Genomic DNA, 25980 nt, shown 5'->3' on the forward strand with positions numbered 1-25980 from the left:
GCTCCGGCACCTCAGACCCATGCGCGAGGCGCAGTGGATCGTCCCGCAGGTGGATAGGAGATCGGGCGCGCGGGCGACGCGCCCCGGCGGCGATCCGAGGAGGCTGGAACCATCAACCGATCAGCTCCGCACACCGCGGAGGAAGGAACCAGCTCATGTCCGCCTCAGCCACCACCGAGTCCACCACGATCTCGCCCGCCGAGGACGTGACCCTGGCAGACGCCCCGACCGAAGCGTTCGGCCCCGAACCGCTCACCCAGGCCACGCCCGTGCAGGAGGTCGCGCCGACTCAGCCGACGACCCCCGTGCCCCTTGCCCCCGTGCCTGCTGCGACGACCGCCGACCGCGAGAGCTCGACCCAGACGCTGTCGATCATCGCGTTCGCCCTGTCGATCGCCGCGGTCGTCGCCCCGTCGTTCGTGCTCCTGCCGATCGCCTCGCTCGTGCTCGGCATCATCGCGCTCGCCCGCAAGCCGAAGTCGAAGGGCTTCGCCCTCACCGCCGTCATCATCTCCGGCACCATGCTGGCGCTCGCCCTGATCGTCGCCGCCGGTGCAGCCCTGCTGCTCGGAGTGTCGGTGATCAGCAGCGGCTACGCCGGCTGACCCGATCTCCCACCCGACGCCCGTCCGCTCCTCGAGCGGGCGGGCGTCGTGGCGTGTGTCCCGGACATCACGGTCAGCCGTTGATTGTTACACAATCTTGCGGCAGGCTGTCCCCATGACTCGTTCGCCGACGGAGACCCCGTCGACCGCCGACAACACCGCCGCCGGGCGCCTGCCCGTCGCCGCCGCGATCCTCGCCGCCGTGTGCTTCGGGACGACGGGCACGGCTCACGCGCTCCTACCGATCGAGGTGGGCTCGGTCGCGTTCGGCGCCGCACGCATCGTCTTCGGCGGAGCGCTCCTCGTCCTCGTGTGGGCGGCGTTTGCCCGCCGCTCCGGGGGCACGCGGCCGCCACTGACTCGAGTAGCGGAACTCGGGAGGCCCGCGCTGGTCGTCGCCGTCGTCGTCGGCACGATCGGCGTCACCGCGTACCAGCCGTTCTTCTTCCTCGGCGTGGAGCGCAACGGTGTCGCGATCGGGACCCTCACCGCGCTCGGCTCCGCACCCGCCATCACCGGCCTCCTCGAATGGGCGATCCATCGCCAACGCCCGAGCGCCCGCTGGTTCCTGGCCACGATCGTCGCCGCAGCCGGTGTCGCCGTCCTGTCCGGAGTGACGGGCGGCGGGATCGGGACCGTCTCCGTGGACGGGCTGCTCGCGTCCGTCGGAGCCGGAGCCTCCTACGCCCTGTACACGCTCTGCAGCAAGGCACTCATCGAGCACGGGTGGACACCGCTCGGCGCCATGGCGGCGCTCTTCGGCGGAGCGGCGCTCGTCTCGGTGCCGATCCTCCTCACCACCGAGACCGCCTGGATCCTCACCATGCCCGGCGCCCTCGCGGTCGCGTGGCTCACGCTCGTGAACACGGTGGCGGGGTACCTGCTGTTCGGCTACGCGCTCGGCGGGCTGCCCGCGTCCCGGGTCGCGACGCTCACGCTCTTCGAGCCGTTGACGGCGACGCTCCTGGGCATCCTGCTCCTCGGCGAGTCCTTCGGGCCGTCCACCGTCGTCGGTGCCGCGCTGCTCGTGACCGGACTCGCGATCCTCGTCGTACCGAAGCGCATCGACCGTCGCGAGGTCGCCCGATGACCGCGGTCGACGCCGTCGCGGACGCGCTGCGGGAGGACATCCTCGGCGGACGGCTCAGCGCGGACGAGCCGTTGCGGGAGACCGCCCTCACCGCCCGGTTCGGCGTCAACCGGCACACCGTCCGAGCGGCGCTCCAGGCGCTCGCGGCGGAGCGCCTCGTCACGTTCGAGGCCTACCGCGGTGCACGGGTACGGTCGTTCAGCGACGCCGACATCCTCGCGCTCATGGAGTACCGGACGGCGATCGAGGCCGAGGCGGTCCGGCTGCTGCGAACGCGTGCGGAGCCGTCGTCGCGCCCACCGACCTCGATCATCGCGGCGAACGACAGTCTCCGACGCATCTGCCTCGACCGACCCGGCGATCACCGCGCCATCGAGGTCGCGCACGCCGAGCTGCACCACGCGATCGTCGCCGCGGCCCGGAGCCCTCGACTCAGCGAGGCGCACGCTGGACTGCTCGCCGAGCTCGGCCTGTTCATGGTGCAGCTCCGAAGCGTTCTCCCGCCCGAGGAACTCATCGACCAGCACGACCGACTCGTCGACGCACTCAGCGGCGACCACGGCGAGACGGAGCTCCGCGCGCACCTCGCGCACTCGGCAGAGCAGCTCATCGCGCTCCGCCGGTCGGCCCCCTGAGCTCGGCCCCTGAGCCTGACGAAGGGCACCTCGACAGGTCCCTGGGTCGCCCCGTCGGCTCCGGTCCCTGAGCCACCCCGTCCGGTCCCTGAGCCTGTCGAAGGGCACCTCGACAAGCTCGGTGACCGGGTGGCGCTCGGTGACCGGGCGGCACGCGGTGACCCGGTGCGGCTCGGTCACCGGGTGCGGCTCGACGACAGGACGGGCCGTCAGCCTCGCGACGAGGTGACCGCCTCCGGTCGCGTCCCGGTGGCGTCGGCCGCCGGCCGGACCGCGGGGTGCTCCTCGGACGGGCCCGACCACGGCAGCGTCACGGTGAACGTGGTGCCGGCGGACGACGAGGCGACCTCGATCGAGCCTTCGTGGCCCTCGGCGATGGACAGCGCGATCGCCAGCCCGAGACCCGTGCTGCCGGCGGCACGCGAGCGCGACGAGTCGGCCCGGGCGAAGCGGTCGAAGAGCTCGGGAAGGAAGGCCTCGTCGATGCCGGGTCCGTCGTCGGCGATCGTCAGCGCGGCGCGCTGCGGCTCGCCGGGACTCTTCGGTGCGCTGATGCGGGTGACCACGGAGGTGCCGGCAGGGGTATGCACGGCGGCGTTCGACAGCAGGTTCACGACGAGCTGGTGGAGGCGCTCGCGGTCGCCGCGCACGATGATCGCGCGCTCCGGCACGTCGACCGACCAGTGGTGCGCCGGTGCCGAGACGGCCGCGTCGCTCACGGCGGCGGCGACGAGGTCGCTCAGGTCGACGTCGTCGAGGTGCAGGTCCTGGCCCTCGTCGAGACGCGCCAACAGGAGCAACTCACTGACGAGCGAGCTCATCCGGGTCGCTTCCGACTCGATGCGGGCGAGCGCATGCTCCGTCATGGGCGGGAGGCTCTCGCTGTCCTGGCGGGTGAGCTCGGCGTAGCCCTGGATCGCGGCGAGCGGCGTCCGGAGTTCGTGGCTCGCATCGGTGACGAACCGACGCATGCGCTTGTCGGTCGCGGCACGGACGGCGAGTGCGCGGTCGACGTGGTCGATGAGGCCGTTGAGCGCCTCGCCGACCTTGCCGATCTCCGTCCGGGGATCGGTGTCGGCCTGATCGACCCGCACGTCGATCCCGGTGTCGCCACGCTCGAGTTGCAGCGTGGACACCTCCTCGGCGGCGGCGGCCACGCGGGACAACGGTCGGAGCCCGAGGCGGACCACGATGATCGCCCCGATGATGGTGACCGCGAGCGCGAGCACGGCGAGGATCGCGATGACGATCGCCTCCTGCTGGACGGCTGCTCGCGGAGTGGCGAGCGAGACGCCGGCCACGAGGGTCTCGCCGTCGCCGTGGTCGAGGAACTCGAGTCGGTATCCGCCGAGCGACCCCAACTCGATGTTCTGTCGCTCGGAGCTGTCGGCCGCGACGGCCTCCTCGATGAGCGCCTTCGTCCGCACGTCGAGCGCTGTCGCGTTGGACTGGGTGAAGCGCGCGGAGTCGACGACCCCACCGTCCGCGACGAGCGCGATGAGCGTGCCGGGACCATGGCCGACGTAGTCCACGAACGGCTTGACGTAGCCGGGCTCGCCGCGCGTGGCATCGGGGTCGACCACGGCTCCCCCACCGGCCTGCTGATCGTGGAACTTCACCACGGAGTGCTCGAAGGCCTCCATCGATCCGGTGAGCTGGGTGTCGACGACGGCGGTGACCGACCCTTCGACCGTGACGATCGTCAGGATGCCCGACACCGCGAGGACCGCTGCGATGACCGCAGCGATGCCCGTCACCAGCCGTCGCTGGAGCGTCCACGGGTGCCGCCGGTCCGCCCGAGGCGTCGGCACGCCCGCAGTCGGAACCGATGCGGTGCTCATTCGACCGGCCGCAGCACGTATCCGACACCGCGGACGGTGTGGATCATCGGCGCACGGTCGGCGTCGATCTTCTTGCGGAGGTAGGAGACGTAGAGGTCGACGATGCTGGCCTTGCCGGCGAAGTCGTAGTTCCACACGCGGTCGAGGATCTGGGCACGACTCAGCACGCGCTTCGGATTGCGCATGAAGTAGCGCAGCAGTTCGAACTCGGTCGTGGTGAGCGCCACCGGCTCGCCGTCACGGCTGACCTCGTAGCTGCGCTCGTCGAGGAAGAGCCCGCCGATCGTGATGCGGGAGTCGTCGTCGGACACGACGTGCGCGGTGCGGCGGAGGAGACCGCGGAGACGGGCCACGAGCTCCTCCAGCGAGAACGGCTTCGTCATGTAGTCGTCGCCGCCGGCGGTGAGTCCCATGATGCGGTCGTCCACCGAGTCGCGAGCGGTGAGGAACAGGGTCGGGGTGCCCGATTCCGGCTCCCCCTGCGAGAAGCTGCGGAGCTGGCGCAGGACGCTCAGCCCGTCCATGTCGGGCAGCATGATGTCGAGGACCACGACGTCCGGACGTTCCGTGCGGTAGCGCTGGACGGCCTCGCGACCATTGGTGGCGACGTCGACGACCCACCCCTCATAGCCGAGGGCCAGGCTCACGAGGTCGGTCAGGACCGCTTCGTCGTCGACGAGGAGGACGCGGATGGGTGAACCGTCGGCCCGGTACATCCGCGGTAGCTTGGCGAGGACCGCCCGGCGGCGCCCCGAGTCGACGATCTGCGTTGGCAGGTCGGAGGGCATGGGTCGATTATCCGTCGTCGAGCTGCGAGGCGCGGGAGCGACGGGCGATTCATAGAGGCCTCATATCTTTTCAGGCCGAGCCCATGGGCGCGGTGCCTACCGTGGAGGGCATGACCCGAGCAGAGCCCCTGGGCACGTCGTTCGCCCCCCGCCGTCGTCGGACGGCCGGAGCGACGGCCGAGCCTGCGGACCGGATCCGGAGCGGCCTCGCCGCCGCCGTCCGTGCTCTGCGTCCCCTGTTCCCGGCAGGTGTCTCACGTCCTCGATTCCTCCGCGGGCCGCGGATCGAGGCTCCCGTCGACGCGCACCCGATCAGCACCGACCGTCTCGTCCTGCGTCGCCACCGGTTGGAGGACGCCGAGGCCTGGTACCGCATCCAGTCCACACCGGCGGTCGTCGAGCACCTGCCGTGGCCGGTCCGCGACCGCGAGGCGTCCCGTGAGCACCTGCGGCACCGCGTCGGGCACCACCGCCTCTGGCAGTCGGGCGACTTCCTCGCCCTGGCCGTGGAGCACGACGGGCGGCTCGTCGGCGATGTCTCCCTGCATCTCCGGGAGGTCCACCCCGCCGAGCGCTCGGTCGAGATCGGATGGGTCCTCGACCCCGCCGTCGGCGGACGCGGTCTCGCGAGCGAGGCCTCCGAGGCGATGATCGACCTGGCCTTCCGCGAGCTCGGGGCGAAGACCGTCACAGCCGTCATCGAGCCGGAGAACACCAGGTCCATCGCCCTCGCCGAGCGGCTCGGCTTCCTGCGGGCGACCGCGCCGCGCCGGTCGTCGAGCATCACCTTCGCGATCACGCCCTCGCTCCTCGCCGCGCGTCGTGCAGAACGCGTCGAAGCCACGCACACGGGGTCCACCGTCACGCGCCCCTGATCGCCGGCGTCCCGATCGCCGAACCTGCCGGGGCTGAGTCTCCCCCACTCCAGCCTCGGCAGGTTCAGCCGTCGGGACGCCGGCGACGTGCGTCGCTCGTGTCACACGTCCACAACTCAGGTACCCCCGGCGCGTCGCCTCCGGCTGCCGCCCGAGGGCGCCGACCCGCCCGTGGCGTCCTGAGTTGTGCGCAGTCCAGGGTTTCGGTCGGTTCCAATATCCTATAGGATTATCGCGATGTGCCGGCTTGCGCCGGATCGACGGACTCGATGACGAGGAGATGCAGATGACCAGGCTCTGGAACCGACCGGCCGACTTCGCGGACGAGATGGTGGACGGCTTCGTCCGAGCCAACGGACGCTGGGTACGCAAGGTCTCCGGCGGGGTGTCGCGCTCCACGAGGTCCGCGGAACCGGAGGTCGCCCTCGTGATCGGTGGCGGCTCCGGGCACTACCCCGCCTTCGCCGGCCTCGTCGGCCCGGGACTCGCCCACGGTGCGGCCATGGGCAACCTCTTCGCGTCGCCGTCCGCACACCAGGTGGAGAGCGTCGTCCGCGCGAGCGAACAGGGACGGGGCGTCCTCCTCAGCTACGGCAACTACGCCGGTGACGTCCTGCACTTCACCGCGGCGCAGGACGCCGTGAAGGCCGACGGCATCGACTGCCGCACCGTCACCGTGACCGACGACATCTTCAGCGCCCCGCCCACCGAGCTCGAGAAGCGGCGCGGGATCGCGGGCGACCTCACCGTCTTCAAGGTCGCGGGCGGCGCGGCCTCTGGTGGGTACTCCATCGACGATGTCGAGCGCGTGGCGATCCTGGCCAACACCCGGACCCGTTCGATGGGCGTCGCGTTCTCCGGGTGCACGCTGCCCGGTGCCGACGAACCGTTGTTCTCCGTGCCGGAGGGACGCATGGCCGTCGGGCTCGGTATCCACGGCGAGCCCGGTATCGACGAGACCGACATCCCCTCCGCGGACGGACTGGCGGAGCTGTTCGTGCACCACCTCCTGAACGAGGCCGAGATCCCGGAGGGCGTCACGCCGAACGGCGCACGCGTCGTCCCGATCCTCAACGGCCTCGGCTCCGTGAAGTCGGAGGAACTGTTCGTCGTCTACGACCGCATCGCCTCCCTGCTGGAGGACGCCGGGATCACCCTCGTCGACCCGCAGGTCGGTGAGTTCTGCACGAGCTTCGACATGGCCGGCGTCTCACTCACCCTGCTCTGGGTGGACGAGGAGCTGGAGCGACTGTGGAGCGCTGCCGCGGACACGCCCGCGTTCCGCACGGGCGCCGTCGACTCCGGCGCACTCGAGACCGTCGCCGCCGACGACACCGAGGACGTCGCCTTCGTCGTGCCGGACGCCTCGCCCGAGTCGCAGGAGTCGGCAGCCGTCGTGGCCGACGCGATCTCCGCGATCCAGGAGCTCCTCGCGGAGCACGCTGACGAGCTGGGACGCCTCGACGCCATCGTCGGCGACGGCGACCACGGCATCGGCATGGACCGCGGGGCGACCGCTGCCGCCGCCGAGGCCGAGCGCCTGCGTGAGGCCGGTGCCGGCGTCGCGACGCTGCTCGACCGCTCGGGCGACGCCTGGTCCGACCGCGCCGGTGGCACCTCGGGCGCCCTGTGGGGCGTCATGCTCCGCACGCTCGGCGAGCGCCTCGGCGACGCCGAACGCCCGACCGCCACCGCCGTGAGCGAGGGCGTGACCGCAGCGAAGGACGCCGTCATGCGCTACGGCAAGGCCTCCGTCGGCGACAAGACGCTCGTCGACGCCCTGGTCCCGTTCGCCGACACGCTCGCAGAACGCGTCGCCGCCGGCGAGGATCTCTCCACCGCGTGGACCACGGCGGCGGCAGCGGCCACCACCGCGGCCCACGACACGGCCGGTCTCATGCCCGGCATGGGTCGCGCCCGCTCGCACGGCTCGAAGGCCGTCGGCGTCGAGGACCCCGGGGCCGTCTCCCTCGCCCTCATCGTCGAGCGCGTCGGCACCCTCCTCGCCGAGCACTGACGCCCGATCCCCCGAAGCGACACCCCGGTCCCTGAGCTTGTCGAAGGGCCACCCGCTCCAGCAACGAAAGGCACACCATGACCCGCACCTGGCGAATCGTCATCGGCTCCGATGACGCCGGTTACGACTACAAGGAGATCCTCAAGCGCGACCTCGAGGCGAGCGACCTGGTCGCCTCCGTGGTCGATGTCGGGGTCGACGCCGACGGCCACACCAACTACCCGACCGTCGCGGTGACCGCGGCCGAGATCGTCGCCCGCGGCGAGGCCGACCGCGCGCTGCTCATCTGCGGCACGGGCCTCGGCGTCGCGATCGCGGCCAACAAGGTCCAGGGCATCCGAGCCGTCACCGCGCACGACGGCTTCTCCGTCGAACGCGGGGTGCTCTCGAACGACGCCCAAGTGCTCTGCATGGGCCAGCGGGTCGTCGGCATCGAACTCGCCCGCCGCAACGTGCGCGAGTGGCTGACCTACGAGTTCGACGCCTCGAGCGCGTCGAACGACAAGGTGCAGGAGATCAGCGCGTACGAAGCGTCCTGATGTCAGGACGTCCCAGACTCGTCGGCGTGAGCCTGAAGATGTACTTCGGGCACGCGCAGACGCTCGACTGGTGCTCGGTCGTCGCGGGGGTGTCGGCCGAGCACCACGCACTCCGATCCGGCGCGGCGGAGCTGTTCGTCATCCCCGGATACCTCTCGGTGACCGGCGCGGTCGAGCGGCTCCGCGGCGTCGCGTCCGTGGGCGCTCAGGACCTCGCGACCGAGGACACCGGGCCCTTCACCGGCGAGGTGAGCGGCGCCGAGCTCCACGAGGTCGGCTGCGAGGTCGTCGAGGTCGGGCACGCGGAGCGGCGCCGACTGTTCGGTGAGACGCCCGACGTCGTCCGCGCGAAGACGACCGCCGCGCTCCGCAACGGTCTCGCGCCGGTACTGTGCATCGGCGAGGCGGAGCACGGAGACGCCGAGGTGGCGGCCGCGGAGTGCGTCGCACAGCTCGACGACGCCCTGGCAGGGGCGGTCGCCGCCGGGATCGTGGGCCGCGTCATCGTCGCCTACGAACCACACTGGGCCATCGGCGCCCCCGAGGCCGCGAGTCCAGCCCACATCCGCACGGTGTGCCTCCGGCTGCGCGGCCACCTCGACGCGCTCGCCGCGGCCGGGCACATCGAGACCTCCTCGGCCGTCATCTACGGCGGGAGCGCCGGACCCGGCCTGCTCACGACGATCGGCGACGCGGTCGACGGGGTCTTCCTCGGCCGCTTCGCCCACGATCCGGCAGCCCTCTCGCTGGTGCTCGACGAGGTGGCCGACCTCGACCGCGCGGGCTCCGACCTGCCGCGATGACCCCTGGAGGCCCCGTAAACTGGTCCTCGACGATCATCGCGGCCGCTCGACCGGAGGTTCCCCTCCGTGACGACGCCTCGAGCACACCCTTCGGAGGCTGCCGTGGTTGATGCCGTCTTCCCGCTCGGCGCCTCCTCCTCGCTCGAACGCCGTGGTCTGCGCGACCGCGTCTACGAGTTGGTGCTCGACATGCTCCTGAGCTCCGGTATCGAACCAGGTGCCCGCCTGTCGATCGACGCCATCGCCCGCGACCTCGACGTCTCGCCGACGCCGGTCCGCGAGGCGCTCGTCCAGCTGGAGCGCACCGGGCTCGTCACCCGGGTCACCCACAAGGGCTACCGGGTGGCACCGCCGCTCGCCGACGACCAGCTCGAGTCGCTGTTCGACGCCCGCATCGTGCTCGAGAGCGGCGCCACCGCGCTGGCCGCCGCCCACGCCGACGAGCTCGTCCCGGCCCTCGAGGTCGCCCTCGCACAGCACGTCGAGATGACCGCCAGGGTGCGCGCCGCGGCGTCGGCCGGCGAGATCCCCGTGGCGCTCCTCCGCGAGTACTTCGCGGTCGACTGGAACTTCCACCACCTCATCTTCGAGGGCACCCGCAATCCCTTCCTCCTCGACATGTCCGAGGGCATCTCCACCCGCGTGCACCGCATGCGCCAGACGGTCGAGACGGGCGTCACCGACGCCGACCAAGCGGTCGTCGAGCACCGCGCCATCCTCGACGCGTTCTCCGACGGCCCCGAGGCCGCCGCGGCGGCCATGCGCTCGCACATCGAGCTCGTGCGCACCCGCGCCCGCAGCGACGCCGAGCACTGAGCCGCCCTTCGACAGGCTCAGGGACCGGAGTCTGACAGGCGCCGGGCCAGGCATCCACCCTTCGACAGGCTCAGGGACCGAGTCCTCCGGTCCCCGAGCCGCCCTCCTCCGGTCCCTGAGCCGCCCTCCTCCGGTCCCTGAGCCTGTCGAAGGGCAGAACGGGGCCGACCGCCTGAGCGATCGACCCCGTCCGGGTGTTGCGGTGAGACTAGTGCGCCGTGCGGTTCGCCGTCGTCTCGAGCAGCTCGTCCGCCTTCGCACCACGGAAGAACCGGGTGCAGTAGAGCATCGCGGCCGCGAGGAAGGCGAACACCCCGAGCGAGACCACACCCCACACACCGCTGTCGGTCGGCACGCTCTCGTTGATCCCGGTGCGCATGATCGGTGCCACGAAGCCGCCGAGGTTACCGAGCGAGTTGATGAGACCGATGCCGGCCGCGGCGGCCGTTCCGGTGAGGAACGCCGTCGGGTAGGCCCACGTGATCGGCCCGACCGAGAGGAAGCTCGCCACGGCGATCGTGATGAACAGGATGCCGAGGATGGGCTGGTTGTTCGCGCCCGCCCAGGCCGAGGCCAGGATGAAGACGCCGGTCGAGATGTAGAACCACGTGCCCCAGGTGCGCCGACGGACGACTGTGTTCGCGTTCCGTCCCACGTAGTAGCAGGCGAAGAGGCCGACGAGCCACGGGATGGCAGCCACGAGGCCGACCTGCCAGCCGACGTCCTGACCGATGAGGTTCGAGACCTGCTGCGGCAGGTAGAACGTCGTGCCGTATACCGCGATCTGCAGGCAGAAGTAGATGATGGTGAAGTACCACACCTTCCAACTCGTCATCGCCTTCGCGATACCGGTCGGGCCGTCCGACTGCCGCACGGTGTCCTCGCGTTCCATCGCGGCCGTCAGCGAGTCCTTCTCCTGTTGGTCCAGCCATTTCGCCTGTTGTGGCGAGTTGGTGAGGAAGTAGAGCGCTGCGAAGCCGGCTAGGACCGCGAGCATGCCCTCGGCGAAGAACATCACCTGCCAGCCATGCCACGGGGTCAGGGCGTCGCCGAAGCTGATGAGGCCACCACTCAGCGGGGCGCCGAGCATCTGCGAGAACGGCTGCGCCAGGTAGAAGATCGAGAACATCTGGACACGGACCTTGTTCGGGAACCACTCCGAGAGGAACATGATGACGCCGGGGAAGAGCCCCGCCTCGGTCACGCCGAGCAGGAAGCGCAGGACGATGAACATCGTGTCGTTCGTGGTGAACGCGAAAGCCGCAGCGACGATGCCCCAGGTCACCGCGATGCGGGCGAGCCAGAACCGGGCGCCGAACTTCTTCAGCAGCAGGTTGCTCGGGATCTCGAAGATCGCGTAGCCGATGAAGAAGATGCCGGCGCCGAGGGCGAAGGCACCGTTGGAGATACCGCGGTCGACGCTGAGCGCCTCCTCGGCGAAGCCGACGTTCGTGCGGTCCAGGAACGCGACGAAGTACAGGATGACGAGCATCGGCATGAGGTGCTTCGACGCCTTGCGGATCGCCGACTTCAGCGCCGGATCGTTGGTCGATCCGATCGCCGGCGGATTGGGTGTGGACAAGACACTCTCCTTTGAGATGACTGGTGCGGGTGGGTGCTGCTGGTCCTACTGCTGCTGCTGGCGGTGGTCAGGAGACCATCGAGGGGATGATCATCCAGAGGCCGATGCCGACGAAGACGACGCCGAGACCGAGGAAGATCAACCGGGATTTGGTCCACTGACCGGTGAGGTGCTGCATGGTGCTGCTCCGTTCGCTCGTGGTGCGTGTGGTGGATCAGTGCATGTAGAGGCCGCCGTCGACGTTCAGCGTCTGACCGGTGACGAAGCCGGCGTCCTCACTGATGAGGTAGGCGATGGCGGCGGCGATGTCGCGTGGGGTGCCGATGCGGGGCAGGACGCCGTCGGCGGCCATGGCCGTCTTGCGCTCCTCGGTGAGGGTGCCGCCCATGATGTCGGTGTCGATGGGTCCGGGCGAGATGGCGTTGACCGTGATGCCGTCGTGGCCGAGCTCACGGGCGACGCTGCGGGTGAAGCCGATCACGCCGGCCTTCGCCGCCGAGTAGGCCGTCTTGCTGAAGGTGCCGCCGCCGCGCTGGGCGGAGACGGACGACAGGCTGACGACCCGACCGACGCCGTTCGACACCATCGACTCCGCCGCACGGCGGGTCGTGTAGTGGACGCCGTTGAGGTTGATGTCGATGACGCGCTTCCACTCGTCGGCGCTCACCTCGAGGTAGGGCACCGGTGAGGCGACGCCCGCGAGGTTCACGAGGGCGACGAGCTGTGGGAGGGCGGCCTCGAGTGCGTCGAACGCGGCACGCACCTGCGCCTCGTCGGCGACGTTCGCGCCGGCGCCGGCCGCTTGCACCCCGTGCTGCTCCGCGATCTCGGCGGCGACCGCCTGCGCCGCAGCCTCGTCGAGGTCGATGATCCCGATGTTCCAGCCGAGTTCGGCGAGGTGGTGGGCGGAGGCGCGACCGATGCCGCGCGGGGAGGCTGCACCGGTGAGGACGACGGTCTTGGATTCGGGGAAGCTGGTGGCGGTCATGGCCGGCCTTTCTGCGTGGGAGTGGTGAAGTCGGTGTCCGATCGAGCCGGACGGTGCGCTCGGTCGGCGCCGCGCTCAGTTGATGGGCGCGGGGCCGAGCTCGTCCATGAGCTGCTTGATCGCGACGTAGGCCTTGTTGCGGTAGGCGATCAGCTCGGGCGTGCGGTCGGCCGGGACGTCGAGGTAGCCGGCACCCGACTTGGTGCCGAACTTGCCGGCGTCGACGAGCTCCTTGAGGGAGTCCGGCGTGGCGAACCGCTCGGGCCACCGGGTCTGGAGCGAGGCGTAGCAGAACGAGTACACGTCGAGTCCGGCCATGTCGGCGATCGCGAAGGGACCGAAGACGGGGAGCCGGAAGCCGAAGGTGGTGCGGACGATCGTGTCGATGTCCTCGGGCGTCGCGACGCCCTCCTCGACGAGCTGCGTCGCCTCGTGGAACAGCGCGTACTGCAGGCGGTTGAGCACGAAGCCCGTCGCGTCCTTGACGCGGGCGGTCTCCTTGCCGGTCGCTGCGACGATCTCCTCGACGGTGGCGATCGCCGCATCGGCGGTGGTCTCGTGCGGGATGAGTTCGACGCCGGGGATGAACGGGGCCGGGTTCGAGAAGTGGACGCCGAGGAACCGCTCCGGGTTGGTGACGGCCTCAGCGAGCGAACCGATGAGGATGGTCGAGGTGTTCGAGCCGATGATGGCGTCGGGCGAGGCCGCGGCGCTGATGCGACGGAGGGTCTCGTGCTTGATCTCGATCTTCTCGGGGACGGCCTCCTCGATGAAGTCGGCTCCGGTGACGGCCTCCTCGATGGACGCTGCGGGCGAGACATTGGCGCGGATCCGCTCCACGGCGTCGGCAGGGAAGAGTCCGTCGGCGACGAACTGCTCGGCCTCGGCGATGAGGCGGTCGTAGTTCTTGCGCGCGATCTCCTCGGAGATGTCGGCGATGCGGACGGTGGCGCCGGACAGCGCGAGCACCTGGGCGATGCCGCCGCCCATGTACCCCGATCCGACGACGGCGATGGTGTGTGTGGTCATGATGAAGCTCTCCTGTGGTCGTCTGGATCAGGCCTGCGGCAGCAGGGTCCTGATGTACTTCTGGTTGGTGGAGCACATGCCGAGGCTGTCGCCGCCGTAGTGCTCGGCCAGGATGATGCCGTTGAAGCCGAGCTCGACGGCGTCGCGGAAGACCTGGCGGTAGTTGATGAGCCCGGCCTCCATGGTGGAGGGCACGGACGTCGCCCAGGTGCCGTCGGCCGCCTCGTCGCGGGTGTAGTTCTTCACGTGCATGTAGTTGGCGTACGGCAGGGTCTTGGCGAACAGCTCGCGCCAGTCCTCCACCGGGCGGTGCAGGCGGATGAGGTTCGCGACGTCGGGGTTCAGACCGACGTTGTCGAGCCCGACCTCCTCCACGAACCGCACCGCGCTGTCGGCGGTGCCGAGGTAGGTGTCCTCGTAGAGTTCGAGGGCGAGTGGCAGCCCGACGTCGGCCGCGTGCTTGCCGAGCTCGCGGATGCGGCTGACGGCGGCGTTCCAGACCTCGGGGTCGTCGGGGTCCTTCGGGCCCTGGGCGGTCCAGAACCAGAGCGCCTTGCGCTGGGCCTCGCTGAAGGGCTGGTGCAGGCCGGTGGAGAAGACCTGCATCCCCCACTCGGCGGCGGCGTCGATCGTGCGGTGCGCGTACTCGAGGTTGCGCTCCTCGTGGCCCGGCATGACCACGCTCTGCCGCTGCAGGTGGACGGACGGGACGCCGACGCCGTGCGACTTCGCGATGGCGAGGAACTCGTCGCGACGGGACGGTTCGAGGTCGGCGGGCCGGACGTGGCTGTCGGGCAGTTCGGCGAGGGTGAACCCGACGCCGGCGACCTGCGCGAAGAGGTCGTCCCAGGCTTCGGGTTCCGCGTCGTGCAGGGAGACGCCGTTGCGGTCGACGGGTGGGATGCCGTGCAGGCAGGTGGCGATGGGCCAGGTGTCGGCGGTCCATCGGGGGGTCGACGCGGTCGCGGTCGTATCCGTCATGATGCTCCATTGCGCTCAGGGACTGCTCGGGGCTGGTGCTCCCGGTTAAAAAAGATCCTATAGGAAATAGTAAAGCGTTTCCACGAATGCGCAAGGGCACTTCGACAGGCTCAGTGACCGGCGGAGGGGAGGCTCGGTGACCGGTGGGGCGGGAGGCGAGCTTCCGGGGGGAATCCAACCGGTCACCGAGCCTGTCGAGGTGGGACGTCGGGGCTCAGCCTCCTAGGATGTCCCAGTCCTCGTCGTCCGCGTCGGCGATGCCGCCCGCGATGAACGCTTCGCCGGCCTCGGTGGCGCGATCGCGCACACCGACCAACAGCTCTTCCAGCGAACCGGCCGAGAGGAATCGCATCTGATCGATCTCGCTCACCGGGGCGATGCCCGCGAGCTGCCACGACGACTCCAGCGGGTCGTCGGCGAGCTCCACGACCGAGGCCCACTGCTGCTCGCTGAACTCGCTGGCCACGGCCAGCGAACGCCGCACCGCCGCCTCGGTCTCGTCCCGCAGCTGCTCCCAGCGCTCGTCCCACTCCAAGTCGTCGAGCGTGCGGATCTCGGCGCGTGGGTACGGGTCGTCCGGCAGCCAGTCGGTCACCTCGAAGCGCTGACCGCCCTCGGCGATCACCGCCACGAAGCCCTCGCCACCGTCGACCTCGACGATCTCCGCCACGGTCCCCGTCCGGAAGCGGTGCTCACCGCCTCCCGTCTCGCGCCCGCGCTCGATGAGCACCACGCCGAACGCCGGGTCCTCGGCCTCGAGCAGGTGGGCGAGCATGGTCAGGTAGCGCTCCTCGAAGAGCCGCAGGGCGAGCGGCATGTGCGGGAACAGCACAGAGCCGAGCGGGAACATCGGCAGCTCGAGGACCGGGAGGCCGGACGCCCAGGGCTCGGCACTGAAGGAGTCGGTCATGTCACTCTCCCTCCGTCTCGCAGGTCCGACCGGGTGCCGCCCGGCGAACCGTCCACCCGAACCGTGCTGCGATCATAGTCGCCGGACACCGGAGGCGACTCAGTCGCCGAGGACCGCTCGTAGCGCCTGGTCGAACCGGATCGCCCGATCGATTTCGACCGCCGTCTCGTAGTCGGCCCCGCGCAGGGCGACGTGCAGCGGCCAGTCCACATCGATGAACCCGATTCGCCGATCCCCCACGAAGACGCCGAAGCGGTCGGCTGTGAGCTGCTCCACCCAGGCTCGGCGGAGTTCAGACGTCTCGCTGCCGGCGGAGCCCATGGAACGACCTCTCTCGGCAGGTGCAGTGACCGGGTCCGGACAACCCTTCGAAGTATCTCGATTGTCTAGCTATCTCCGCCGTGCTTCATCATGACAGCACCGACGGCCGATGGACAACTCCGTATCCATCAGACGAAACGAGCACGCCTCGACGCCATCGTTGCGAGATCGTGGCGCGATGGTCCGCGGATCTTCAGGAACCGTCCGTAGGATGCTGATCGTGGGGTGGAAGTGGCCGTGGGGACGCAAGCGCATCGTCGATGCGCCGGTCGATGCCGGGTCCGACCCCTACCTCCAGTACCTCGAGTGGGTCCGCCTCGGGAAGCCGTCACTGGCATCACCCGACGATCCACCACTGCAGTTCGACCCGCGGTTCGCGCCACGACTGGCCTCAGACGCCGTCAACTCCTCGCGCGCCGACGGCGTCTGAGCCTGCCGGTCCACGCACAGCACAGCGCCCGACACCGAGGTGCCGGGCGCTGTGGACGTGCTTACGCGGTGGCCTGCTCCGCGACCTCTGCGCGGCGCGGGAGCTTCCAGCCCGGGCGCACGAAGTGGCAGGTGTAGCCCCACGGGATGCGCTCCAGGTAGTCCTGGTGCTCCGGCTCGGCCTCCCAGAACTCGGAGACCGGCTCGACCTCGGTGACGACCTTGCCGGGCCAGAGCCCTGAGGCGTCGACGTCGGCGATCGTGTCGCGGGCGACGCGCTCCTGCTCGGGCGAGGTGTAGAAGATCGCCGAGCGGTAGCTCAGGCCGACATCGTTGCCCTGGCGGTTCTTCGTCGACGGGTCGTGGATCTGGAAGAAGAACTCCAGGAGCTCGCGGAAGGACAGCTTGCTCGGGTCGAAGACGACCTCGAGGGCCTCCGCGTGGGTGCCGTGGTTGCGGTAGGTGGCGTTGGCGACGTCGCCACCGCTGTAGCCCACGCGGGTCGACTTCACGCCCGGCATCTTCCGGACGAGGTCTTCCATGCCCCAGAAGCATCCGCCGGCCAGCACCGCGCGCTCGGTCGTCGTGCTCTGCTCGTCTGCTGCACTCATCGTGACTCCTCCTTCGTGCCGAGCACCGTGCGGGGTCCCCGCGTGCTCCGGTCTTCGGCTCCATGGTATGCAACAGCGTCCGCTTCCGGACTGTTCCGGCCGGGGCTTGCACTCAGCGGTCGCACAGGTGTGCGGACGCGACGGCAGGGCTCAGACGGTCCGCTTGCGGCGGAGCTGCTTGATCGACTCGTGGATCTCGGGCGCCAGCACCACGGCGCCGGACTGCTCCGACTGCTCGACGGTGACGGCCTGCGCCTCATCCGCCGCGGCGAACCAGGAGGCGATGGTGACGCCATGGCCGGGCTGTCGGACGATCTCGATCGGGTCGCCCGCCTGCACCGTCCCGCTCTTGACCACCTTGAGGTAGGCACCGGGCCGCGCGGCGTCGGCGAAGCGCTTCACCCACCGAGGCTCGCCCAGGCGCCGCTGGAAGGTGCCGCACGGGGTCCGCGGGCAGGTCACCTCGACGACGAGGGTGTCGCCGATCCGCCAGCGTTCACCGATCTCGGCACCGTTCACGTCGAGCCCCTGCGTGCGGAGGTTCTCGCCGAACAGCCCCGGCGTGATCTCCCGACCGAGCTCACCCTCCCAGAACCGCGCGTCCTCCTCGGCGTAGGCGTAGAGCGCCTTCGTCAGACCGCCGTGGTGTTTGCGATCGGCCTGCACGTCGCCGTACAGCCCCATCGGCCGCACGTGCAGTGGCTCGTCGACCGGGCGCTTGTCGATCGCGGTGACACCGATCGACCCGTCGTCCACCTGGAGGGCTTCGACGCGACAGAGGGCGAGGAGTTCAGACATGGGACCAGTCTGCCGTGTCCTCCGCGCCCGTCCGGACGACGGGGCCGGTGCGGCTCGGGTGGAGTGGCCCAGGCGGAGCGGGTCAGGCGGACTCGCGGATGACGAGTGAGACACCGACCGAGCGTCGGACGGACGGCCCCGAGAGCGGGAGCGTGCCGGACATCATGCCGTCGAGCAGTTCGAGACTGTGCCGTGCGATGTCACCCTTGTCGACGGCCACGCTCGTGAGCTCAGGGGTGACGAAGCGACCGAGGTCGAGTCCGTCGATGCCGATGACGGCGACGTCCTCCGGCACGCCGACCCCGGCACGGGCGAGTCCCTTGAGCACGCCGACGGCCATGACGTCGTTGAAGACGAGCACGGCATCGACGTCGGGCATCGCGGCCCGGCACCGCAGGGCGGCCGACACCCCGCCCTGGTGGGTGTCCTCCGCCCAGGTCTCCGAAGCCTCCGACCACGGCAAGCCGTGCTCCTCGAGGAACGCTCGGTACGCGAGACGTCGTCCGGACGGTTCCGCCGAGGCGTCGATCATCGCGATGGACCGGCGCCCGGTCGCGACGAAATGGGCGAGCGCCTGACGGATCCCGTCCTCGAAGTCGATGTCGACGCCCGCCACCTGCAGCGTCGGCTCGGCGCCGGACGGGTTCGATCCTGCCTCGGACTCGTCTGACCGGTGGTCGCCGAGGGAGACGAACGGGATGGTGGCGAAGGCGCCCTGGAGTGCTCCGTGGTCGGCGCCGTTGCGCCCGACGACCGCATCGACCTGCCGCGCGAGTTCGGCGAGCTGCGCACGTTCCGCGTCGGGGAGGTCCGGTCCGCGATCCGCGGCGGCGGGTCGGTCGCCCGATGCGTTCGCCGCTCCCCCGACCTCGGCGACCAACACGGTCCATCCGCGCTCTGCCGCCTGCTGCACGAGGGCGGCCGCGAGCTCCGGGTAGTAGGGGTTCCGCAGGTCGTCGACGACCAGTCCGAGCGTCGTGGTCCGGCCGCTCACCAGGTGCTGCGCGGCGCGGTTCGGACGGTAGTTGAGCGAAGCCGCGACCTCGACGACCCGTTGCCTGGTGGCGTCGCTGACGTCGCGCATCCCGTTGAGTGCGCGGGTCACGGTCTGGCGCGAGACACCGGCGACGCGGGCGACGTCGATGATCGTCGCTCGCGCCGGAGCGCGATCGTCGCGGGGCCTGGTCATGGTCACATCGTACTGATACGCTCACACCGTGAACGTTCACGGTGACGTTCACCACAGACCATCGCACCGCCGATCAACGTTGAGGAGCACCACCATATGGAACACGTCGCTTGGGGAATCATCGGCCCAGGAACGATCGCCGAACGGTTCGCGACCGAGCTGCACGCCAGTCGCACCGGTCGACTCGCCGCCGTCGCCAGTCGTGACGCGTCGCGTGCCGAAGAGTTCGGCGAGCGCTTCGGCGACGGCACGGCTCCCGTCCGCGGGTACGGCTCGGTCGCCGAGTTGCTGGCCGACCCCGGCGTCGACGCGGTCTACATCGCGACCCCGCACACGGAGCACGTCCGGCTGGTGATCGAAGCGGCGGAAGCCGGCAAGCACATCGTCAGCGAGAAGCCGCTCTCGGTGAACCGCGCCGGTGCGATGCTCGCGATCGAGGCCGCCCGCCGTGCCGGCGTGTACCTCGCCGAGGCGTTCATGTACCGCTTCCACCCGCAGACCGCGAAGCTCGTCGAGCTCGTGTCGTCGGGTGCCATCGGCGACGTCCAGCACATCGAAGCGTCGTTCGCATTCGCCGCAGATCTGCCCGCCGACCACCGACTCATGAACCCGGAGCTGGCGGGCGGCGGCATCCTCGACGTCGGCGGCTACCCCGTCTCCATCTCGCGGCTCATCGCGGGTGCTGCCGTGGGTGCGCCGTTCGCCGACCCGACGGAGGTCACCGGGAACGGCACCATCGGTTCGACCGGCGTCGACGAGTGGGCCAGCGCGTCGCTCGTCTTCCCGTCGGGCATCACGGCGCACGTCACGAGCGGCGTGCGCGTGCAGGACGACAACCGCGTCGTCGTCACGGGGTCCACCGGCCAGATCATCGTGTCCGACCCGTGGTTGCCGTCGGTCGAGGACGGCTCGACGATCGAGGTCCGCACCATCTCGGGCACGGAGTCGATCCACATCCCCGGGGCACCGCAGTACGCGATCCAGGCCGACGCGGTCGCTGCGTTCGCCGACGCCGGTCAGGCACCGCAGATGCGCTGGGCGGACTCGCTCGGCAACGCGGCGACCCTCGACCGCTGGCGCGAGGCGGTCGGCCTCGAGTATCCGTTCGAGTCGATCGACACCGACATCCCGACCGGTTCCGGCCGGCCGCTCGCCGTGCGCGCCGAGCTCCCGATGCCGACCGGTCGCATCGCCGGCATCGACCACGACATCTCGCGGCTCGTGATGGGTGTCGACAACCAGCAGACCCTGTCGCACGCGTCGGCGATGTTCGACGACTTCTTCGAGCGCGGCGGCAATGCCTTCGACACGGCCTGGCTGTACGGCGACGGGCTCCAGGAGCAGCTGCTCGGACGCTGGCTCGCCAACCGGGGTCTCCGCGACGACGTCGTGGTGATCGGCAAGGGTGCGCACACACCGTTCTGCGACCCGGAGTCGATCTCCCGGCAGCTGTTCGAGAGCCTCGACCGTCTCGGCACCGACCACCTCGACCTGTACCTCATGCACCGCGACAACGTGGAGGTGCCGGTGGGCGAGTTCGTCGACGTGCTGAACGAGCACGCCGAGGCCGGTCGCATCCGTGCGTTCGGTGGCTCCAACTGGACGATCGACCGGTTCGAGGAGGCGAACGCCTATGCGGCGGCCAACGGGAAGCGGGGGTTCGCGGCGCTGAGCAACCACTTCGGTCTCGCCCGCGCGCTCGACGTGCCGTGGGCCGGGTGTGTGGAGGTGACGGATCCGACGAGCCGGGCGTGGCTCGAGGAGACGAAGACGCCGCTGCTGCCGTGGTCGTCGCAAGCGCGCGGCTTCTTCACCGGGCGTGCCGAGCCCGAGGACCTGTCGGATCCGGACCTCGTGCGCTGCTACTACAGCGACGACAACTTCGAGCGGCTGGCCCGTGCGCGTCAGCTCGGCTCGGAGCTGGGGGTCGCGCCGACGGCGATCGCCCTGGCGTACGTCCTGGCGCAGGACTTCCCGACCTTCGCCCTCATCGGGCCGCGGTCCATCGAGGAGACCCGTTCGTCGACCGACGCCCTCTCCCTGAAGCTGACCGCGGAGCAGGTCGCCTGGCTCGACCTCCGGGTCTGATCCGTTCCCTCGGGTGACGCCAGCGCGGGGCGCTGGCGTGACCGCGGGTCATGCACGTGGGCGCGGGTCTCCAGAGGCCCGCGCTCACGCGTGCGGGGCGCGCTCGCGCCGAGTCACTCCTCCTCGCGTCAGCGCACCGCGCTGGCGCAACCGCACCACCAGACTCGGATGGACGTCAGGTGAGGGGTTTGCGGGCGCGGTCGCGCGCCAGGAGGACACCGAGCAGCAGGATCAGGATGAGCACGACACCGCGGGCGAGACCCTGCCAGTAGAAGGACAGCCCGATGAGGTTCATCCCGTTCGTCAGCAGCGCGAAGATGAGCACGCCGACGAGCGTCCCGAAGAGGTTCGGCCGCCCCGTCCGACTCAGCGTCGTCCCGATGAACACCGCGCCGATGGAGTCCAGCACGTAGAGCTGCCCGCTGTTCGCGACGAAGCCCTGGCTCCGCGAGGCCAGGATCAGCCCGGCGATGGCCGCGATCCCGGCAGCGAAGATGAAGGCGGTCGCCATCGACGTCCCCGCCAGCCGACCGGAGATCCGGGTCGCCGTCGGCTGCTCACCTGCCGCGGTCAGCACCCGACCCCAGCGACTCCGTTCGAGCGCAGCCCAGACGATGATCAGCACGAGCACGGCGACGACGATCGGCGCCGCGACACCGAGTACGGTTCCGGCACCCAGCCAAGCGAACTCGTCCGGCACACTGCTCCGCGACAGGTAGATGGGCGACCCGCCGTCGGTCGCGACCTGCTGCACGCCACCACCGATGAACCAGACGCTCAGCGTCGCGAGGAACGGTCGGATGCGCAGCACCACGATGAGGAACGCGTTCACGGCCCCGACGAGCAGGCCGACGACCAGACCGCCGACGATCGCCACCCAGGCCACGTAGTCGTCGGCCAGGAGCGCCGACGCGGTGAGCGCAGCGAGGTCGATGGCGACACCGATCGAGAGGTCGATACCGCCTGCGCGGACGACGACCGTCATCGCGACGGCCGCGAGCAGGAGGAGCGCGTTCTGGTTGAGCACCCCGAGCAGGTTGTCGGCGGTCAGGAACGACGGCGACAGCACCGCGAACACGATGAGCAGCACGGCCAGCACGGCGGGGGCGAGCGCCTGCGGCACCGCGGCACCGAGGCCACGGACCGTCAGCCTCGAGAGCGGGCCGCCGGGACGCTGGTCATCGCCGCCTCCTGTTCCAGCCGACCCGGCCTTCGGGACGGAGACGCCGGTGGTGGTGGAGGACTGCGTGCGCGTGTCGACACTCATCGCTTGACGCTCCGTTCGCGGATCGCGGCGACCGCGAGGACCAGCAGGATCAGCACACCCTTGGTGATGCCGATCCACTGGCTCGGGACGCCGAGCTGACTGAAGCCATTGGTGAGGATCGCGACGAACACGGCACTGAACAGGGTCCCCGTGATCGTGACGACGAGCCGACGGGAGAACGCGATGGACAGGAACGTCGCGAGGAGGATGTCGATGAGCGACTGCTCGCCGATCCCCGGCAGGGCAGCGGACAACCGACTGGTCATGAGGACGCCCGCGATCCCGGCGAGGACCGCCGCGAGGACGTAGCTGACGACGATGTGGCGGTTGACGGCGATCCCGGCCACCCGGGCGGCCGTCGGATTCTGCCCGACCGCGGCGTTCTTCACGCCCCAGCTGGTGCGCCCGGTGGCGAAGGCGGCGACCGCGAAGACGAGGAGCAGCACGACGACCGCCGCAGGGACACCGACGACGTGTCCGCTCCGCAACCAGACCAGCCCGGCGTCGGAGACCGGCACCTTCACGTTGTTCGTGATGACGATCGTGAGACTCGTGACGATGCTCATCATCGCGAGGGTGACGAGGAGCGGGCGGATCCCGGCGACGACGACAAGACCGTTCACGAGCCCGATGACCGCCGCGGCTCCGAGCCCGATGAGCAGCGCGAGCGGCAGACCGAGCTCGGCCTGCAGGAGCACCGCGACGAGGGCACCGGAGAAGCCGAGGACGGCGCCGATGGAGAGGTCGATGCCGCCGCGGACGACGTCCTCACCGCCCGTGACGACGACGATGGACAGTCCGAAGGCCGCGATCGCGTAGACCGCCGACTGGGTGAGGATCGTCGCGAGGTTGGCCGGGTCGAGGAAGCCGGGCGAGGCGACCGCGAAGACGACGACCTCGATGACGACGATCGCGTAGCCGATGAGTCCCAGCCGGGAGACCGGGCGACGACGTTTGGTCGCGGATTCGGCTGCGGCCGACGGCGCCTGACCGGGCGCGACGGGTGGAGCGGAGAGGGCGGTCATGCGGAAGCTCCTCGGGTGGGCAGAGTGCCGCCTCCAGGGTCTGCCGACGGGGCAGACCTCGGGGGATCAGCCTGTGTCGACGACGTGGGCCCTTCGACAAGCTCAGGGACCGGCGGGACCGAGGGGGCCGGCGGCGTTGACGCGACCTCGGCGGCGCCCGTCGACCAGGCGAGGATCGTGTCGGCGGTCGCCTGCGATCGGGGCAGCTCGGTCCGGATCGTCCCGCGGTACAGCACGAGGACGCGGTCGGCGAGGCCGATCAGTTCCTCGAGGTCGACGCTCACGAGCAGGACGCCGGCGCCCTGCGCGACGAGCGCGTCGATCTCCGCGTAGATCTGTTGACGCGACCCGATGTCGACGCCGGAGGTCGGCTGGTCGAGTACGAACAATGTCGATCCGGCCGCGAGCCATCGACCGAGTACGACCTTCTGCTGATTGCCGCCGGAGAGGCTCCCGGCCACCGCGGTGTCGTTCGCGGGCCGGACGTCGAGCCTCGTGACGAGGTCTGCGGCGATCTCCCGCTCGCGTCGGCCACGCAGTATCCCGCCGAGCCCGGTGATGCGGTCGAGCGCGGCGAGCGTGAGGTTCTCGCGGACGGACTGACGGTTCAGGATGCCGTCCCGGTGGCGGTTCGCCGGCACGTACGCCCCACCCGCCCGGACGAAGGCGCGCGGCGAGCGGATCGTCGCCTGGCCGACCCGCACGGTTCCGCCGTGCGCCCGGAGCCCGGTGACTGCGTCGGCCAGTTCCTCGAGGCCCGATCCGACGAGCCCCGTGACGCCCACGATCTCGCCCGGACGGACGGCGATCGAGACGCCGCGCAGCCGTTCCGCGACCGTCAGGCCGTCGATCGCGAGGACCGGTTCGGCGACGGCGTCGGCGACGATCCGTTCGCGGTCGCCGAACTCCTCGACGCTCCGCCCCACCATGAGCTGGACGATGGCGTCGAGGGTCGCGTCGGGATCGGCGAGGTCGAGGGCACCGACGCGTTCACCGTTCCGGAGGACCACGACGCGGGACGCGATGTCGCGCACCTCCTGCAGGTAGTGGGAGATGTAGATGACGGCGACACCCTGGCTCTGCAGGGTCCGGACGGTGCGGAACAGCCGCTCGACGTCGCCGGCGGCGAGCGGCGCGGTGGGCTCGTCGAGCACGAGGACCCGTGGGCGCGTGATCGTCGCGATCGCGAGCTGCAGGAGTTGCTGCTCGGCGACACTCAGCTCGTCGACGAGGGTCTTGCCCGGCACGTCCAGCCCGACGAGGTCGAGCAGCTCCCGCTCGGCGCGCCGGTCGAGCTGCCGGCCGGTGAGGAACGCGGAGCGCGAGCCGAGGAACAGCTGCTCCGCGACCGTGAGGCGACCGGCCAGGTGGCGGTCCTGGTGGATGACGCGGACACCGAGGCGTTCGGCGTCGCCCGGGTTGCGGATGACGACCGGTTCACCGTCGATCTCGATGGTGCCCTCGCTCGCCGTGTAGAGGCCGGTGAGGATCTTGATGAGCGTCGACTTGCCCGCGCCGTTCTCGCCGACGAGCGCGACGACCTCGCCGGGGTACACCTCGAGGTCGACGTCGTCCAGCACCCGGACGCCGCCGAAGTCCTTCGCGATGCCACGCATACTCACGGCGGGAGCCGAGGCTTCGGCCGTGGCGGCACCGGGCCGACCGCCCAGCGAGCGCTGGGCGGCCTGACCGTCGATCGAGGTGTCGTGCGTCATTCCAGGCCGAGTCGCTTGCGCTCGTCGGCGACGTTCGCCTTGTCGATGAACACGGCGTCGAGGTAGGTGCTCAGCGGCACCTCGTCCTGCTTGCCGCCGAGGTACAGGGCGACGTTGTTCGCGCTCGTCGTCCCGAACAGGGTCGGCTGCTGCGCGACCGTGAACTGGTACACCGAGTCGGGGTCCTGGATGAGGTCGAGCGCTCCGGGCTCGGCGTCGACGCCGTAGACCTTGATCTCGTCGCGGCCCGCCGCGTCGATGGCCTGGGAGGCACCGATCGCCGGGAGGTCCCAGCACGACCACACGGCCGAGATCTCGCCCTTGGGGTAGCGGGTGAGCGCGTCGTTCGTCTTCTGCTTGGCGTCCTCGATGGTGCCCTCGTAGATGTCCTGCAGCTCGGGCTCGATGATCTCGATGTTCGGGTAGTTCTTCAGCACGAGCTTGAACTCGTCGTAGCGGATCTGGCAGGGGGTGACGTCGTAGAAGCCGTTGAAGACGAGCACCTTGCCCTTCCCGCCGATGTCCTCGGCGAGGGTGCGGGCGAGGGTGGAGCCGATCTGCCAGTTGTCGGAACCGATGTTGTTCACCGAGTTCTCGCTGGCGTGGTCGATCGTGAAGACCGGGATGTCGGCGTCCTTCGCCTGCTGCAAGGCCGGGGCGAGGGTGGTCGCGTCACCGAGGATGACGACGATCGCGTCGACCTTCTGCGAGACGAGGTTCTCGACGTTGGCCAGGTGCTTGTCGTCCTGTGCGTCGGCCTGGGTGGCGACGACCTTGGCGCCGAGCTCCTCCAGGCGGTCCTGCACACCCTGGTAGGTGAGGCGGCCGAAGTCGCGGACGACGTCCTTGGCGGCGACGCCGACGGTCTTGCCCTTGAGCGAGGGGACGTCGACGTCGGAGGCGGCCGAGCTGGCAGCGGCGCCGCTCGTCGACTCGCTGGACGAGGACTGCTTGAGGGAACAGCCGGTGGCGAGGCCGGCCACGACGGCCAGGGTGACAAGAGACAGCGCGAGGCGCGATCGACGACGCATGGGGACT

25 protein-coding genes are annotated in these 25980 nt (G+C 70.2%); 10 read left to right on the forward strand and 15 right to left on the reverse strand.

Annotation, left to right across the window (positions count from 1 at the left end; all coding sequences use genetic code 11):
* Positions 1-155 precede the first annotated feature (155 nt).
* The 3 genes from GV015_RS00370 to GV015_RS00380 all read left to right on the forward strand — a co-directional run bounded on the left by GV015_RS00370 (position 156) and on the right by GV015_RS00380 (position 2330).
* A complete protein-coding gene (locus GV015_RS00370) occupies positions 156-605 on the forward strand; it encodes a hypothetical protein (RefSeq protein ID WP_086474833.1) in 450 nt (149 codons plus the stop codon).
* A 115-nt stretch (positions 606-720) separates the two neighbouring features.
* Entirely contained in the window at positions 721-1695 is a 975-nt protein-coding gene (locus GV015_RS00375; RefSeq protein WP_159875789.1) for a DMT family transporter, read from the forward strand.
* Positions 1692-2330 carry a GntR family transcriptional regulator gene (locus GV015_RS00380; protein ID WP_159875791.1) on the forward strand — a complete coding sequence of 213 codons (639 nt, stop codon included), beginning with the start codon at positions 1692-1694 and terminating at the stop codon, positions 2328-2330. Before GV015_RS00375 ends, GV015_RS00380 begins: the two co-directional genes overlap by 4 nt.
* Before the next feature lie 209 nt (positions 2331-2539).
* On the opposite strand, the gene GV015_RS00385 is transcribed toward GV015_RS00380, so the two are convergent.
* Both GV015_RS00385 and GV015_RS00390 read right to left on the reverse strand, forming a co-directional pair.
* Complete coding sequence (locus GV015_RS00385; RefSeq protein WP_159875793.1) at positions 2540-4171, reverse strand: cell wall metabolism sensor histidine kinase WalK; 1632 nt, start codon at positions 4169-4171, stop codon at positions 2540-2542.
* Positions 4168-4959 carry a response regulator transcription factor gene (locus GV015_RS00390; protein ID WP_064295688.1) on the reverse strand — a complete coding sequence of 264 codons (792 nt, stop codon included), beginning with the start codon at positions 4957-4959 and terminating at the stop codon, positions 4168-4170. The genes GV015_RS00385 and GV015_RS00390 overlap by 4 nt, the downstream gene beginning before the upstream one ends.
* 110 nt (positions 4960-5069) lie before the next feature.
* Between GV015_RS00390 and GV015_RS00395 the strand changes: the two genes are divergently transcribed.
* The 5 genes from GV015_RS00395 (at position 5070) to GV015_RS00415 (ending at position 10009) form a co-directional block, all read left to right on the forward strand.
* Entirely contained in the window at positions 5070-5834 is a 765-nt protein-coding gene (locus tag GV015_RS00395; RefSeq protein ID WP_159875795.1) for a GNAT family N-acetyltransferase, read from the forward strand.
* A gap of 286 nt (positions 5835-6120) precedes the next feature.
* Positions 6121-7851 (forward strand): dihydroxyacetone kinase family protein, encoded by a 1731-nt coding sequence (locus GV015_RS00400; RefSeq protein WP_159875797.1) that lies wholly within the window; start codon positions 6121-6123, stop codon positions 7849-7851.
* 77 nt (positions 7852-7928) lie between these two features.
* Complete coding sequence (locus GV015_RS00405; protein ID WP_071258616.1) at positions 7929-8390, forward strand: ribose-5-phosphate isomerase; 462 nt, start codon at positions 7929-7931, stop codon at positions 8388-8390.
* Positions 8391-8416: 26 nt separating this feature from the next.
* Positions 8417-9193 carry a triose-phosphate isomerase gene (locus tag GV015_RS00410; RefSeq protein WP_371416523.1) on the forward strand — a complete coding sequence of 259 codons (777 nt, stop codon included), beginning with the start codon at positions 8417-8419 and terminating at the stop codon, positions 9191-9193.
* A 102-nt stretch (positions 9194-9295) separates the two neighbouring features.
* Complete coding sequence (locus tag GV015_RS00415) at positions 9296-10009, forward strand: GntR family transcriptional regulator (RefSeq protein ID WP_236555263.1); 714 nt, start codon at positions 9296-9298, stop codon at positions 10007-10009.
* A 208-nt stretch (positions 10010-10217) separates the two neighbouring features.
* Here GV015_RS00415 and GV015_RS00420 read toward each other — a convergent pair whose 3' ends face one another.
* The 6 genes from GV015_RS00420 to GV015_RS00445 form a co-directional block, all read right to left on the reverse strand.
* Positions 10218-11591 carry an MFS transporter gene (locus GV015_RS00420; RefSeq protein ID WP_236555264.1) on the reverse strand — a complete coding sequence of 458 codons (1374 nt, stop codon included), beginning with the start codon at positions 11589-11591 and terminating at the stop codon, positions 10218-10220.
* 214 nt (positions 11592-11805) lie between these two features.
* Positions 11806-12579 carry an SDR family NAD(P)-dependent oxidoreductase gene (locus tag GV015_RS00425; RefSeq protein ID WP_159875801.1) on the reverse strand — a complete coding sequence of 258 codons (774 nt, stop codon included), beginning with the start codon at positions 12577-12579 and terminating at the stop codon, positions 11806-11808.
* 75 nt (positions 12580-12654) lie between these two features.
* Positions 12655-13608 carry a 3-hydroxyacyl-CoA dehydrogenase family protein gene (locus tag GV015_RS00430; protein ID WP_079706602.1) on the reverse strand — a complete coding sequence of 318 codons (954 nt, stop codon included), beginning with the start codon at positions 13606-13608 and terminating at the stop codon, positions 12655-12657.
* A 27-nt stretch (positions 13609-13635) separates the two neighbouring features.
* Positions 13636-14589: a sugar phosphate isomerase/epimerase gene (locus tag GV015_RS00435; RefSeq protein WP_159875803.1), complete on the reverse strand. Its 954-nt coding sequence runs from the start codon at positions 14587-14589 to the stop codon at positions 13636-13638.
* A gap of 214 nt (positions 14590-14803) precedes the next feature.
* The gene (locus tag GV015_RS00440; RefSeq protein WP_236555265.1) at positions 14804-15499 is read right to left on the reverse strand and encodes an LON peptidase substrate-binding domain-containing protein; all 696 of its coding nucleotides are present in this window, start codon (positions 15497-15499) and stop codon (positions 14804-14806) included.
* Between the two features lie 99 nt (positions 15500-15598).
* Entirely contained in the window at positions 15599-15820 is a 222-nt protein-coding gene (locus GV015_RS00445) for a hypothetical protein (RefSeq protein ID WP_079706600.1), read from the reverse strand.
* Positions 15821-16040: 220 nt separating this feature from the next.
* On the opposite strand from GV015_RS00445, the gene GV015_RS00450 reads away from it, so the two are divergent.
* A complete protein-coding gene (locus tag GV015_RS00450) occupies positions 16041-16250 on the forward strand; it encodes a hypothetical protein (protein WP_124767435.1) in 210 nt (69 codons plus the stop codon).
* A gap of 61 nt (positions 16251-16311) precedes the next feature.
* On the opposite strand, the gene msrA is transcribed toward GV015_RS00450, so the two are convergent.
* From msrA to GV015_RS00465, 3 genes are all read right to left on the reverse strand, one after another.
* Complete coding sequence (msrA, locus tag GV015_RS00455) at positions 16312-16860, reverse strand: peptide-methionine (S)-S-oxide reductase MsrA (protein ID WP_079706599.1); 549 nt, start codon at positions 16858-16860, stop codon at positions 16312-16314.
* A 150-nt stretch (positions 16861-17010) separates the two neighbouring features.
* Positions 17011-17658, reverse strand: a complete 648-nt coding sequence (locus GV015_RS00460) for an MOSC domain-containing protein (RefSeq protein ID WP_159875805.1) — start codon at positions 17656-17658, stop codon at positions 17011-17013.
* Positions 17659-17740: 82 nt separating this feature from the next.
* Positions 17741-18847: a LacI family DNA-binding transcriptional regulator gene (locus GV015_RS00465; protein WP_159875807.1), complete on the reverse strand. Its 1107-nt coding sequence runs from the start codon at positions 18845-18847 to the stop codon at positions 17741-17743.
* Between the two features lie 96 nt (positions 18848-18943).
* Between GV015_RS00465 and GV015_RS00470 the strand changes: the two genes are divergently transcribed.
* Positions 18944-20935 carry an aldo/keto reductase gene (locus tag GV015_RS00470; RefSeq protein ID WP_159875809.1) on the forward strand — a complete coding sequence of 664 codons (1992 nt, stop codon included), beginning with the start codon at positions 18944-18946 and terminating at the stop codon, positions 20933-20935.
* Positions 20936-21110: 175 nt separating this feature from the next.
* On the opposite strand, the gene GV015_RS00475 is transcribed toward GV015_RS00470, so the two are convergent.
* From GV015_RS00475 to GV015_RS00490, 4 genes are read right to left on the reverse strand one after another with little or no spacing between them, the layout of a single operon-like run.
* Positions 21111-22202 (reverse strand): ABC transporter permease, encoded by a 1092-nt coding sequence (locus tag GV015_RS00475; RefSeq protein ID WP_159875811.1) that lies wholly within the window; start codon positions 22200-22202, stop codon positions 21111-21113.
* Complete coding sequence (locus GV015_RS00480) at positions 22199-23227, reverse strand: ABC transporter permease (protein WP_159875813.1); 1029 nt, start codon at positions 23225-23227, stop codon at positions 22199-22201. Before GV015_RS00480 ends, GV015_RS00475 begins: the two co-directional genes overlap by 4 nt.
* On the reverse strand, positions 23224-24942 hold the full coding sequence (locus GV015_RS00485; RefSeq protein ID WP_159875815.1) for a sugar ABC transporter ATP-binding protein: 1719 nt from the start codon (positions 24940-24942) through the stop codon (positions 23224-23226). The genes GV015_RS00480 and GV015_RS00485 overlap by 4 nt, the downstream gene beginning before the upstream one ends.
* A complete protein-coding gene (locus GV015_RS00490) occupies positions 24939-25973 on the reverse strand; it encodes a sugar ABC transporter substrate-binding protein (RefSeq protein ID WP_079706592.1) in 1035 nt (344 codons plus the stop codon). The genes GV015_RS00485 and GV015_RS00490 overlap by 4 nt, the downstream gene beginning before the upstream one ends.
* Positions 25974-25980 lie beyond the last annotated feature (7 nt).

Source organism: Plantibacter sp. T3 (assembly GCF_902506515.1).
GTDB classification, from domain to species: domain Bacteria; phylum Actinomycetota; class Actinomycetes; order Actinomycetales; family Microbacteriaceae; genus Plantibacter; species Plantibacter auratus.